Raw genomic sequence first — 13,752 nt, 5'->3', positions numbered from 1 at the left:
CTTTATTTTAAAAGCACGGGCAGACTTTTGTAGCCCCTGAAAAACACCTTGGTATCCCATTGACCTGGTTTGTCGGGATGGAGACGGATATCAGGAAATGCAGTCATAAACCGGGGAAGAAATTTTTGCATCTCGAAGCGGGATAGTCGGGCGCCCAGGCAATGGTGAATGCCAAAGCCGAAACCGATGTGCGGATTGGGTTTACGGGTAGGTATAAACGCTTCGGGATCGTCAAAAACCGTAGGGTCTCTGTTGGCCGACGCAATGCCAAGCAGCACCGTTTTTCCCTTCTTCAATTCGAACCCTTCAAACTCCATGTCATGATGGATTTGGCGGGGTATCCAGTTGACGGGGCTGACGTAACGGATCAATTCTTCTATGGCGATGGCGCAATCATGATGTGTATTCCAATCGATTTGCTGGTCCCGGTTCATCATTAATGTCGCGATACTCCTTGTCAATAGTAATGTAGTAGTCTCCGTGGCGGCATTGACCAGAAACTCCCAGGTACCGATGAGCCTAAGCGCCCGCTCACCACCCATTATATCCCTCATTTCCAGTAACAGGCTGTTAGTGAGCTCGGTTTCCTGACGACTGAATGTTTCTGAAAGGTAGCTGTGAAACTGACCCGACATATTCGCACATTCCAGCAGATCCTTGACGCCCAGTGTTTTCTCGAAAATCAATGTGATCACGTAGGAGAATTTCTGAATAAAATCAAAGTCGGAGCTTTTCAGGCCAATGATTTTACTAATCATCAAAAAGCTGAATTGCCGCGCCATTTCTACCAGGTCAGCCTCTCCACGGCTTTTTAATGTATTGAGAACTTCGTCTATTGCCTCATATGTAATTTGTTCATAATTGGCCTGATAAAACTTTTGGTTCACAAATCGTCTGTGTTCCGCATGTTTTTCACCGTTCATGAACAAAAGCCAGTGACTAAGGCTTTCACCAAATTGCAGCAATCCAGGGTCATTGTTGGCAATGGCTGATACTATTCTGAATCTTTCAGTAAAGTCAAAATTTCTAAAATTCTCCGAATCTGAGAAAATCTTCTTGACATTTCGGTAATCCATGACTACCAAATCACCGAACATATTGAAGTGAACCGGATCTGATTTTCTTACATGACCGATCAGTTCAGAATAGTTTTGATTAATCTCGCTTTGAGATGACCAGATGGCCGCTACAGACATAAAGGGAATTTGAGTAAACCTTTATATCATCCAAGAAAAAAAAGGACAATTTATACTTCCTGATTTTCAAGAATCCAGTTGGTGGTAGCGGCAATGGTACCCATTTCCCAGAAAAGAGACGGGTTAAGTTCCATCCCAAGCCACTCTTCCAGCTCCGATGTAATGCTGACAAGTAGCAAAGAGTCAAGGCGGAAATTGACGATATCAGTGTCCAGAGCCACTTCTGAGGGATCAATTTCAGCATGTTCGGAAATCCGTTCGACTATCCAGCCGGAAATTTCATTAAAGTTTTTAGTCATCAATTTGTTAATTCAATGGAGAGGTAAAATATTTAATATCGTGAAATTAACATCAAACTTTTTGCTTTAAAAGCGGGATGAAATTTATGTAACTGTCTGGTAACTATAAATTACCATTCGGCGAAGACTTCCCGTGCTTTCAGTCTCTGGATTTTACCGCTGGAAGTTTTGGGAAGTTTGCCTGGTTGTATCAAAATTACTTTGTGTGGTATCAAACCAAAAGCCAGTCCTACACTATGGGCAACACGGGTTTTAATGGACTCCATGTCCTCATCCTGCTGTACCACACGCCTTACTTCGGTTACAATCATTAGCGCCTCGCCCTGTGCCGTTTCTACTGAAAATGCTGCTGTCGCATTGGGCTGAATATCCTCATGACATTCGCTTACAATTTCTTCAATATCCTGTGGATAATAATTGACTCCCCGGATGATAATGAGTTCTTTGGTACGCCCGGTGATAAAGAGTTGGCCATTTTCCATAAAACCGAGATCGCCTGTTCTCAGGAAAGGTCCTTTTCCACAACTCGTAAACGCTTTGAAAATCCTGTTAGTTTCATTCTCGTTTTTCCAGTAGCCCAGCGCCACAGCATGATTCTTTACCCATATCTCACCGACTTGGGTGTCGTCCACAATCGTTTTTTGTTCGGGTTCCACAATGAGTACCTCCGTAAATTCGACAGGCGGGCCGCAGGCTACCACGTCTTTGGTGCCGGAACCTGGGATTTTTTGGTAAATCATAGGTGTCCCGTTCAGATGCAGGCTTACAGCCAATGTGGCTTCGGCCAGTCCGTATGCAGGAACAAGGCTGTTGCGCCTAAAACCGGTAACCCGTGCAGCTTCTGCAAATCTTTCCAAAGTCGAAATCCGGATCGGTTCGGCACCGACGTACAGCACACGCATACTGCTCAGATCTAATGTAGCCAGTTGTTCGGCAGGTATTCGGGCAATGCAATGGTCCAGGCCGAACCCGGGCCCGCCGCAGAAGCCTGCCCGGTACTGACTGATCGCCTGAAGAAGTAAAAAGGGTTTTGTAATAAATAAAAGTGGCGAGATCGCTATTCCTGTGCCACCAGTATAAATGGGCGATAAAAGACCGTCGACCAGGCCCATGTCGTGATAATGCGGCAGCCAGGTAACGGACACATCGCTGGCCGTACGCCCAAAGCAGTTGTTAATCGCGCTGAGGTTGGCAACCAGGTTGGAATGGCTCACCATCACGCCTTTCGGGCGGTTCGTTGAGCCCGAGGTGTATTGAAGATAGGCTGGCTGGCTGTTGTCCGTTTTTCTTTCTGTTATTTCAAAGGGAATCATTTCCGGTAAAAAGTCATCGGTGAAAAACCAGTCGATACTTTCTTCCTGTAATGCTTTGGAAGCGTCGTTCTGTCGCTGAAAAAGCATTTTGTGTGTTTTTTTATTGGTAATAATGCCCGACGCGGCACAATCACTGATAATGTTGAGGATACGGGTAATACCGGACTCGGAGTACCCGATGGGGCAAGGTACGGCGATAAGCTCAGCCTGCAGGGACGCCAGAAAAAACCTGATAAATGAAGCTTCCGTGGGCAGCAGTATAATAACCCGCGAATGTGCCTCATACCTGGCTTTCAATTGCCTTGATGCCGCCCATACTTGTTGATGTAATTGCTGATAATGCAGCTGTTCAGTTAGTTCTCCTTCTTTGCCGATGAATCCGTATGCTAGCTTATCAGGATATAAATTTGCATTCGATTCCAGTATTTCAAGTATATCCATAAAAGCAAAAATAAAAGAAAAGGTGACAAGCAAAGATTTATCTCTCTGCTTATCACCTTTTTTATTCTTAAATGATGCTCTGTTTATCTCCTGGGGCCTCTGCTACGTCCGTTGTTACCGTAGTGGTTTCCGCTTCTGTACTGCTTTCTGTAGACCTTATCGTTGTGCCGGCTCGATCTGTAACGGTCGGCGTGGATTACTCTCGGATGCGCAGGTCTTACCACCACTACTCTCGGAGGTGGAGGCGGTACGTGATAGTACCTGTATCCGTGCCGGTAACCGTAGTCGTATCCGGGACTGTAAGATCTGTATGTACAGGATGAAATGCTTATGACTGCAATGACCGTAACGATAATTGACAGCATGATTCTATTTGTTTTCACGGTGTTAGTGCGTTTTGTACTAATTATAAAACGAATATACCGGAGTAAAAGTGCCTGAGGCCAGAGCGGAAGAAGTGCTAATCAACACGCGTGACAAAGTTATCCACACTGTTGCTTAGTTGTAAATGTTCTTTAATTGATTGAAAATGGCTGTTTTAGAAGGTTGTTAACAAGTTATCAACAAGTAGTGTGTGGATAACTTGTTAACAAACATTTGCTTTTGGCTATGCCTCTACATCGTAGATCAGCACACGCTCCCAAAGGTGGGCGCAATCTGCCACAAACTTCGTGTGAAGTGGGTGTACCTGATATACATCATGAGCAGCTTCGTCAGCAAATACCAGAATTTCTGCAAAATCGTAGGTAGCATCGATCACCGGGCGACGGGTCGCAGCAGGAGGGCCAATATATACGGATTCAATGGATTCTATCGCTTCAAGTGATTTGATTCCTGCTAGCAGCGCTTGTCTCGCTTCTTCGTTATCTTTTTCTTTTAGCCAAAAAAATACGTTATGTACAAACATGAATAATGGTTTATGGAGTTAAAAATGTATTATGGATTCAATTGTGATACCGGATCTTGCGCACTATTATCTGTTACAAGGCTGATATATGCCTTTTCTAACTTAAATGAGAACGTTGTTCCTTTTTCAGGCTTCGACATGACAGCAATTTTGGTATCATGTGCATTCAGAATGTGCTTCACAATCGCCAGGCCTAGCCCGGTACCGCCGATGTCTTTGCTCCGGCTTTTATCGACCCGGTAAAAACGCTCGAAGATACGGTTCAAATGCTCATATGGGATGCCCGGGCCATTATCCCGCACCGCGATCTCCACATATTTTTTGCCTTCATTGAAATGGACGATCACTTTTCCTCCTTCGTTTCCGTACTTAATTGCGTTTTCGATCAGGTTAAGCATTACCTGTTCCAGTCGGTCAGCGTCCGCTTTCACCCACACCTCTGGAAGGTCGTCTGGTTTAACCCTTAATGTGACATTCCGGTCTGTCGCGATGTTTTCCAATCTGCTGAAAATATTCGTGGTAAGCAGCCGGATATCCATCGGCACAATGTTCATTTTAATATCGCCGGTCTCCATTTGTGACAGCACCAGCAGATCTTTTACCAGCACATCCAGGCTGTCCAGGTTTTTGGCGGCTTTAACGAGGAAGCGCTCTCTCACGTTTTCATCATCCATAGCTCCATCGAGCAATGTGTGGATAAAGCCTTGTGCCGCGAAAATGGGTGTTTTGAATTCGTGGGAAACATCCGCCAGAAATTCACGACGGAAGAGTTCAAGCTTTTTCAGCTCATCGATCTCCTTTTGTTTCTTGGTAACATACACAAAGATCTCATCATTGATCGTCTTCAAAGGATTAGACTCGCGGATCAGCTTTTTGCGCGGCGCGAGGTTAAAATCCTTCATTTTGAGCTTGTGAATGGTCCTGTACATTTTGTTAACCTCGCGGAAAACCAGTATGTCAACGGTGTAAAGAACCAGAAAGAAGGAAGATATGAAAGACGAAATGGCCGAGACGAAGAGCATACCTTTGGAAACGCCCTCCACAAAAGCCAGAAATGTAGTGGTGATCAACGATATCAGGAATGCCAATATGATGGCAATGAAACGCGGGCTTAGTGACATGATTGCATTAGGAAAGGCTTTGGGCTGAGCAGCAAACGGTTAACCAGCAAATTTTGATATGAAAAAGGGACTGCACTTTATAGCCTCAAAGTTAATAATTCTGTTTTTAACAAAACCCTATTTCCCCCTCAGGCCTCCATTTATTAATTAATTGTTAATGTTGCGCCTACTTCAAACCGGATAAAATTAAAAGCAGCCTCCCTTTCGAAAAGCTGCCCTCTATGACTTGCTGTTTTTGTAATCAGAACCCGCCGCGATATTTGTAGGTGCTGGATACCTTATCAATCGCCACGATATAAGCTGCTATCCGCAACGATACTTTGTATTTTAATGAAGTCTCGTACACTTTGTCGAAAGAATCCTTCATAATACGGTCGGTGCGGCGGTTGATGCGTTCCAGCGTCCATTTGTAACCGATCCGGTTCTGTACCCATTCGAAATACGAAACCGTAACACCGCCGGCATTGGCAAGAATGTCGGGAACGACCATAATTCCTTTTTCATTGATAATGTCATCGGCTTTGGAAGAGGTAGGGCCGTTGGCTCCTTCGACAATCATCTTTGCCTGAATCCCTGATACATTTTTGCGGGTAATGACGTCTTCTTTCGCGGCCGGTACGAGCACATCAACCGGCAATGTAAGTAAGTCGTCGCCCGGGATCATTTCTGCGCCACCGTAACCTTCCAGTGAACCTCTGTTACGGTCGCGATAAGCCACTGCATCGGCCACATCAATTCCTTTGCCGTTGTAGTAAGCTCCCGAAATATCGCTGATCGCATGAATAGATACGCCACGTTCGCGCAGGAGCAATGCGGCGTGAGAACCTACATTGCCAAACCCCTGCACCACCGCAGTAGCGCGGTATGGGTTGATCCGTAATTTCTCCATACCTGCGAGTGCCGATACCATTACCCCGCGACCGGTCGCTTCTGTACGTCCAAGCGAGCCTCCCAGTACCAGTGGTTTGCCTGTAACAACGGCCGGTATCGTCATTCCTTTGGATTTGGAATACTCATCCATCAGCCAGGCCATTTCTCTGGGTCCGGTACCCATGTCCGGCGCGGGAATATCCTGATCGGGGCCGAAAACATCCAGTAATGCGGTGGTGTACGCACGCATTAAGCGCTCCATTTCTCCGGCAGACATTTCTCTGGGGTTACAGGCTACGCCACCTTTGGCACCGCCGTAAGGAATGTCAACCACGGCACATTTCCAGGTCATCCAGGCAGCAAGAGCCCTTACCTCGTCCAGGTTCACATCCGGATCAAAACGAATGCCTCCTTTACTGGGGCCGAGAATGGTGGAATGTATAACCCGGTAACCTTCAAAAGTCCTGATCTGGCCAGAGTCCATTGTAACAGGCAGTCCGACAATCACTTGCTTACGCGGCACTTTTAATATGTGGTACATTTCTTCCGAAATCCCGAGGAGGTCTACTGCCTTATCAAATCTTTGCATCATTGACTCCAGAGGATTTTCTTTGTCCTTGATCGGAGCCGGCTCTATATATGACATTTTTAATTTATTAAACGATTGATAATAAGTTAGTTAATGAATGTAACTTGAATTCCCATACAAACATACAGTATTTGTTTAAATAAAAGCAAATAACTAGTTTTTCTTGAAAAAGTATAAAAAATAGTGAAACGTAGAATGTTTCAGGGTTGGCATAAATCTTAAAATTATGGTGCTGCTTTAAGGAGTTAATCCAAATTATTTAAAGGATTTCCGTAGAAAACTGAAATGGCAAAAAATAAAAAAAGGAGACATAATTTATGTCTCCTTTTTGCAATGTTGAACGGATGTTACACCATTTCAAGTTTCGAAGCGTAACGTTTGCGATCGTTTTCTTCGAGATATATTTTCCGCATACGCATGCTTTGCGGTGTTACTTCAAGGTATTCGTCTTTCTGGATATACTCCATAGATTCTTCCAGAGAGAAATTGATTTTCGGGGCGATCCTCAAACCGTCATCTGTACCTGAGGCACGCATGTTGGTCAATTTTTTCGCTTCCTGCAAGTTTACAACGATATCGTTCGGGCGGTTATGCTCTCCGATAACTTGTCCACCGTAAATCTCGTCACCCGGCTCTACGAAGAAACGGCCGCGATCCTGCAATTTATCAATGGTGTAACCTGTCGCAGGTCCCGTATTTTTAGAAATGATAGAACCGCTGATACGTCCTGGGATTGGTCCGCGGAATGTACCGAATTCTTTGAAACGGTGCGTCATTACTGCTTCTCCCTGAGTGGAAGTCAATACGTTCGAACGAAGACCGATCAAACCTCTTGAAGGAATCAGGAATTCAAGGTGTTGCAAATCTCCTTTTGGCTCCATCACCAGCAATTCGCCTTTACGCTGCGTTGCCAATTCGATTACCTTACCAGCAGTTGCTTCCGGTACATCCACTACCAATGTTTCGATTGGTTCAAGACGTTCGCCGTTTTCATCCTCTTTGAAAAGTACTTGTGGCTGACCCAATTGCAATTCGTAGCCTTCGCGACGCATTGTTTCGATCAATACTGACAAGTGAAGGATACCACGTCCGAAAACGAGGAATTTATCTTCCGTATCAGTAGCTTCCACACGAAGTGCAAGGTTCTTTTCAGTTTCTTTCATCAAACGGTCACGAAGGTGACGTGATGTTACAAACTTGCCTTCTTTACCAAAGAATGGTGAATTGTTGATCGTGAAGAGCATGTTCATAGTAGGCTCATCCACGGCAATACGAGCGATTGGCTCAGGGTTTTCAAGGTCAGCAAGTGTATCACCGATTTCGAAATCTTCAATTCCTGTTACTGCGCAGATATCTCCGGCTGTAACTTCGGCCACTTTCACACGTCCAAGCCCTTCAAACGTTTGAAGTTCTTTTACTTTCACTTTCTTGATCACGCCGTCAGCTTTGCAAAGAGAAAGAGTAGATCCTTCTTTAATCGTTCCTCTTTTTACACGACCGATGGCGATACGGCCAACGAATGCATTGTAGTCAAGAGAAGTGATCTGCATTTGCAAAGTACCTTCGTCGATAACCGGTGCAGGAATAGATTCAATGATCGTATCCAGCAAATAAGTAATGTTATCAGTTGGTTTTTGCCAATCCGGGCCCATCCATCCTTGTTTTGATGAACCATAAACGGTAACGAAATCCAATTGGTCTTCGGTAGCGCCAAGGTTAAACATCAGGTCAAAGACATTTTCCTGAACTTCTTCCGGGCGGCAGTTTTCTTTATCAACTTTATTTACAACCACGATTGGTTTCAAACCCAAATCGATGGCTTTACCCAATACGAAACGAGTTTGAGGCATAGGTCCTTCAAATGCATCGACCAGCAACAATACGCCATCCGCCATTTTAAGTACGCGTTCCACTTCACCACCAAAGTCTGCGTGACCTGGTGTATCAATTACATTGATTTTGACATCTTTGTAACGCACCGATACGTTCTTAGAAACAATTGTAATTCCACGTTCGCGTTCCAGGTCGTTGTTGTCAAGAATAAGGTCGTCGAATTCCTGGTTGTCACGAAATAGTTTCGAAGCGTGAATGATTTTGTCGACCAATGTAGTTTTACCGTGGTCAACGTGCGCAATAATTGCGATGTTACGAATGGCTTGCATTGTTTTATAGATCAATTGTTTACGGATCTCAATAAGCAGAATGGTTTTACCTGACTGATCACCGCTGTGCTTTGTTTCGACTTAACTTTAGTCAAATAGGGTGCAAATGTACGACTTTTTCGCTGAATAACAGTATTTTACAATTAATTTATTGTTAATATGCGAAAAACGCGCTTTGAGCTAGGAGAAGTGCAAAAAGTGAAGAAAATTATTGGATAGTTGCAATTTTTGATTTCGCCAATTTATAAAGGTTGTCCGGATCAAAATCGACCCCATTATCCCAGGTCGGCGTGCCATATGAGTCAAGCTGGACGGATTTGAAATAGTCTTTATCGGCAAGACGGCTGATTAATCCGTCATTTATGTTTTTGTACTTTTCAACAATAGCCCCCAGATCCACTAATTTCACCTCGTCTGTGTTAAACAAACAGGAAACAGTGTAATCCTCTACTGCGATAATCTTTTTAATGTAATGTAACATAGCACAATCCTTTTTTGCCATCGGCTAAGGATCAAATATACAAAGTTTTGAGGCAAGTAACAGACAGAGTTGGCATTAGCGACATCCTTTGCTTTCTTTGTAAGAACTGAAATATCATTACGACTTCATTATGAACAAAAATTTGCTGACCGGATTGTTCCTGTCCATTACGACTTTGTCTTTTGCGCAGGACGAGGTGACCAAATATGCCGAGAGCATTACCCCCGAGGATCTGAAAAAACACCTGGTCATTATCGCGTCGGACAGCCTGGAAGGGAGAGATACCGGTTCGCCGGGGCAGAAGAAAGCGGCTGAATATGTTTCCAAATACTACAAGGAATACGGCTTGCAGCCCATTGCTGCGGGTACCAATGGCGCCAAGAGTTTTTTACAAAAATATAGCCTGTATAAGCGTGGCTGGGGAGATGTGTACGTGAAAGCTGGCAATAAGAAATATGAATTCAACAAAGATTTTTACGTTACAGGGCTGCTGAGTGTGCCCGAAGAAATTACTTCGGACGTGATTTCTGCCGGGTATGGCATTGAGGAAGCGTCTTATAGTGATTACGCAAATCTGGATGTGAAAGATAAGACTGTCGTAATTTTTGAAGGGGAGCCGGTGGACGCAAATGGCAAATATTTGTTGAGCGGTAGCACCGAAAAAACCAAATGGAGCGGTTCTGTTTCATGGCAGGTTAAGGCTAAACTGGCGCAGGAAAAAGGTGCGAAGTATGTGTTTATTATTACTGAAAAAACGGGGGAGGATTTGGACAAGGAAATCCGCCAGCGTGCTGTTATGGCAAGAAGGTTTAGCGCACCAACATTAAAACCGGTTCAGGAAAGTCCCACTAACGTGGCTGCTTTTGTAGTATCGGCCGACCTGGCAGCGAAGATCCTGAACACGTCTGCCTCGAAGCTGACTAAAAGCAAAACAGCTATTGATCAATCAGGCAAGCCACTTTCGAAGGGTTTCACAGGAAAGGTCGCTTTGAAAGCGGAACGAATCAGTGAAACGATTGAAACGGAAAATGTGGCTGCTTTTATGGAAGGAACGGATAAGAAAGATGAAGTACTGGTTATCAGCGCTCACCTCGACCATATCGGTATTTCGGCCAATGGGGAAATCAATAACGGGGCTGATGATGACGGCTCGGGAACGGTTTCTCTGCTTGAACTGGCGCAAGCATTCAGTAAGGCAAAAGCAGAAGGTAAAGGTCCTAGAAGAAGCATTCTATTTTTGAATGTGACTGGCGAGGAAAAAGGGTTGTTTGGGTCAGAATATTATTCTGAGAATCCGTTGTTGCCGCTTAAAAAAACCATTGCTGACCTCAATATTGACATGATTGGCCGGGTAGACGAGGCACATAAGAACGATCCAAAATACGTGTACCTGATCGGTTCCGACAAACTTTCCTCAAAGTTGCACGCGATTAGCGAGGAGGCGAATAAGAAGTACGTGAATTTCAAGCTGGATTATACATTCAATGATCCCAAAGATCCGAACCGTTTTTACTATCGCTCGGACCATTACAATTTTGCCAAAATGGGCGTGCCCGTTATTTTTTACTTCACCGGGGTTCACGAAGACTATCATAAGCCGGGCGACGACGTGGAGAAGATTTTGTTCGACAAGCAGTCGCAGATCGTAAAACTGGTTTTTTATACGGCCTGGGAACTGGTCAACCGTGACGAGCGCATTGAAGTCGATAGTCACAAAGAGTAATCGCGGCACTGCCGGAAAGCCATGAAAAGAATCTTTTTATCAATGTTGCTGTGCGCTGTGAGCGTGCTCTCGCATGCACAGGTACCTACGGAAAACTCGTTGCTTTGGGAAATAACAGCTCCCAATAGTGCAAATCCATCTTACCTTTTCGGAACGATACATTTGATCTGTCCGGCCGACTTTTCTTTAAGCGATTCCCTCAAAGCGGCAGTGGCACGTACACAGCAGATTGCTTTGGAGGTAGACATGGATGATCCGGGTATGATGGCGGAGATGATGAAGACGATGAATATGCGGGAAGGGAATGAACTGAAAAATCTGGTTTCGGAACAGGATTATGCCAAAATCAGCCAGTTTTATAAAGACTCGGTTGGGATGGGTATTGCGATGTTTGAAAAAGCGAAGCCATTTGTTTTAATGGGGCCATTGTTCAGTTCTATTCTCGATTGCCAGCCTCAATCCTACGAAATGGCACTGGTGGAGCTGGCAGGGAAACAAAAATCAGAAGTGATCGGTATCGAGACGCTGAGCGAGCAAATGGCGATTTTTGATACGATCCCTTACAAAGATCAGATCAAAATGGTCCTTAGCCTGATCGACAGCCTGCCTCAGGCGCGGAAAGAGTTTAAAAATCTGGTAGCTCTGTATAAATCTCAGAATATTAATGATTTGTATAGCATGACATTAAAGAGCGACTTCGGGCTGGATGGTAATGAGGAAGTGATGTTGTTTGAAAGAAACCAAAAATGGATCTCACGCATTCAAAAAACAATGTCCGAAAAATCCACATTCTTCGCCGTGGGAGCAGCCCATTTAGGTGGCGAAAGGGGCGTGATCGCGCTTTTGCGGAAAGAGGGATATAAGTTGAGGGCGATAAAATAGTTATGCTTAGTTAATGAGAGTTTTTAAGTCAACACACTTTATTCTAATAAACCCATACCGATATGGAAACGCAAAAAAGGCAACGTGAGGGAATTGAGATAGTCAACAATATGCCTGATTTATCTAACGATCCGTTTGTTTTGACTAAAAAACAAAGAGCGATCGATTTTTTAAAAGCGCACCCGATTCCGGAGGAGCTTTTTCAAAAAGTCGAAGAAAGTTGAGGTACATTGAATCCTAAAACGCAGAAATCCACTTCGTCAGCCACTCCGGATTGAAGAATAGCATTAATAATGTCACAATCAGCAAACCGGCGATGACTTTGCCGGGTATGCCATTGTTTGTTTTGACTGATTTAGTATTGATGCTTTTGAAGAAAAGCAAATAAGGCAACCGCATATAGTATGCCAAAGAGATAGCTGCATTCAAAATCCCGCCGATCAGTAGCCAGAGCATCCACGGAAATTGTTGCTGATGATAGCTTTCCCAAAGAGCCGAGAAAACCAGCAATTTAGAGGTAAATCCTGCGGTGGGAGGTAACCCTGCCAATGCCACCATTACCACGGTGACAGCCACCGAAATCCAGATATTTTTCCGGCCTAACCCTTCGTAGTGAGCCAGTTCTGTTTCTCTTTTGGGTTGAAGCAAATCTATCATGAAAAAGGCTGAGAGATTGATCACCAGATAAGCCGCCGTATAAAATACCGCCGCTTCAAACCCGAAACGACTGTACGCTGCTATCCCTACCAGTAAATAACCGGCCTGTGCAATGGAGGAGTAAGCCAATAGCCGACGTGCATTGGTTTGCCATAATGCAGCCGCATTGCCAATCGTCATACTGATCAGGGCAATTCCGCCGAGTATAGGGAAGTACTGAGCAGGCAGGATTCCAGCCAAACGCATTAATACCAAAACTACTGCTGCTTTTGGCGCAACTGATAAAAATGAAACCAGTGGGGTAGGCGCAGCCTCGTACACATCAGGCGTCCATACGTGAAAAGGTACCAATGACAGCTTAAAAAGAAGCCCTGCAAGTGTAAGTACAATGGTGACCGTTACTACCAGATCGGGATTGTTGCTCAACCCAATCGTAAGCGCCTCGCTGGTGATATCCATGGTACCAGTGAGTCCGTAAATCAGGGAAATTCCATATAACATGACCGCCGAGCTGGCTGCGCCGAAAAGCAAATATTTGATCCCGCCTTCCGCGGCTTTTTTATTCGGAGATAATGCGACCAGTAAATAAGAACTGATTGATATGAGTTCGAGAGAAAGGTATATTGACAATAAATGTGTAGACATACTCAACAGATTCATTCCCGCTACTGCCGCAATGAGCAATGCGTTATATTCAGGAGGAAAATCATATTTAAGAATGCGGACGTGGATCAATGTGAAAATCCATGAAATCGTGATCAGGATCTTGAAGAATACGGCTTGCCGGTCGAGGAACAGTAATGGTTGGAAACGGAACGCAGGTTCTGAATTCCATTGACCAATGATAAGCAAAAGTGTTATCAGGCCGCCTGCAAGGGCAATATTTTGTAAATAAGAAGAAACTTTTTCTTTGTCAAACCGCCTCGAAAGCATTAACTCGGCCAGGAGAAAGAAGCAAAAAAGAAACGCCAGAAATATTTCAGGAGCTATTCCGGCCAGACTTTGGCGTATATGTATTAGCTGATCGTTGATATCCAATGGAGCGGGTACAATTTTTTTGGCAAAAGTACAGAAAGATGGCAGGGAATCTAACCCCTCCGGTTTCCAGACT

12 protein-coding genes are annotated in these 13,752 nt (G+C 44.5%); 3 read left to right on the top strand and 9 right to left on the bottom strand.

The window, feature by feature from the left end:
- Positions 1-2: 2 nt before the first annotated feature.
- From ON006_RS22775 to ON006_RS22740, 8 genes are all read right to left on the bottom strand, one after another.
- A complete protein-coding gene (locus ON006_RS22775; protein ID WP_244822334.1) occupies positions 3-1,196 on the bottom strand; it encodes a cytochrome P450 in 1,194 nt (397 codons plus the stop codon).
- A 50-nt stretch (positions 1,197-1,246) separates the two neighbouring features.
- Positions 1,247-1,495, bottom strand: coding sequence for an acyl carrier protein (locus ON006_RS22770; RefSeq protein WP_244822333.1), 249 nt, complete (start codon positions 1,493-1,495; stop codon positions 1,247-1,249).
- A 110-nt stretch (positions 1,496-1,605) separates the two neighbouring features.
- On the bottom strand, positions 1,606-3,249 hold the full coding sequence (locus ON006_RS22765) for a fatty acyl-AMP ligase (RefSeq protein ID WP_244822332.1): 1,644 nt from the start codon (positions 3,247-3,249) through the stop codon (positions 1,606-1,608).
- A gap of 607 nt (positions 3,250-3,856) precedes the next feature.
- Entirely contained in the window at positions 3,857-4,156 is a 300-nt protein-coding gene (locus ON006_RS22760; RefSeq protein WP_244822331.1) for a Dabb family protein, read from the bottom strand.
- Positions 4,157-4,185: 29 nt separating this feature from the next.
- On the bottom strand, positions 4,186-5,277 hold the full coding sequence (locus ON006_RS22755; protein WP_244822330.1) for a sensor histidine kinase: 1,092 nt from the start codon (positions 5,275-5,277) through the stop codon (positions 4,186-4,188).
- A 241-nt stretch (positions 5,278-5,518) separates the two neighbouring features.
- Positions 5,519-6,793, bottom strand: a complete 1,275-nt coding sequence (locus ON006_RS22750; protein WP_244822329.1) for a Glu/Leu/Phe/Val family dehydrogenase — start codon at positions 6,791-6,793, stop codon at positions 5,519-5,521.
- A gap of 290 nt (positions 6,794-7,083) precedes the next feature.
- A complete protein-coding gene (typA, locus tag ON006_RS22745; RefSeq protein ID WP_244822328.1) occupies positions 7,084-8,898 on the bottom strand; it encodes a translational GTPase TypA in 1,815 nt (604 codons plus the stop codon).
- A 208-nt stretch (positions 8,899-9,106) separates the two neighbouring features.
- Positions 9,107-9,400, bottom strand: a complete 294-nt coding sequence (locus ON006_RS22740) for a DUF2442 domain-containing protein (RefSeq protein WP_244822327.1) — start codon at positions 9,398-9,400, stop codon at positions 9,107-9,109.
- Positions 9,401-9,509: 109 nt separating this feature from the next.
- Between ON006_RS22740 and ON006_RS22735 the strand changes: the two genes are divergently transcribed.
- The 3 genes from ON006_RS22735 to ON006_RS22725 all read left to right on the top strand — a co-directional run bounded on the left by ON006_RS22735 (position 9,510) and on the right by ON006_RS22725 (position 12,208).
- Positions 9,510-11,102 carry a M28 family peptidase gene (locus ON006_RS22735; RefSeq protein ID WP_244822326.1) on the top strand — a complete coding sequence of 531 codons (1,593 nt, stop codon included), beginning with the start codon at positions 9,510-9,512 and terminating at the stop codon, positions 11,100-11,102.
- Between the two features lie 21 nt (positions 11,103-11,123).
- Positions 11,124-11,984, top strand: coding sequence for a TraB/GumN family protein (locus ON006_RS22730; RefSeq protein WP_244822325.1), 861 nt, complete (start codon positions 11,124-11,126; stop codon positions 11,982-11,984).
- A 62-nt stretch (positions 11,985-12,046) separates the two neighbouring features.
- A complete protein-coding gene (locus ON006_RS22725) occupies positions 12,047-12,208 on the top strand; it encodes a hypothetical protein (protein ID WP_244822324.1) in 162 nt (53 codons plus the stop codon).
- A gap of 13 nt (positions 12,209-12,221) precedes the next feature.
- Here ON006_RS22725 and ON006_RS22720 read toward each other — a convergent pair whose 3' ends face one another.
- Complete coding sequence (locus ON006_RS22720) at positions 12,222-13,679, bottom strand: NADH-quinone oxidoreductase subunit N (protein ID WP_244822323.1); 1,458 nt, start codon at positions 13,677-13,679, stop codon at positions 12,222-12,224.
- Positions 13,680-13,752 lie beyond the last annotated feature (73 nt).

It is taken from the genome of Dyadobacter pollutisoli (assembly GCF_026625565.1).
In the GTDB taxonomy this organism is placed as follows: domain Bacteria; phylum Bacteroidota; class Bacteroidia; order Cytophagales; family Spirosomataceae; genus Dyadobacter; species Dyadobacter pollutisoli.
Note: the sequence above shows the minus strand (reverse complement) of the source record. Positions and strands in the feature narration are given on the sequence as shown.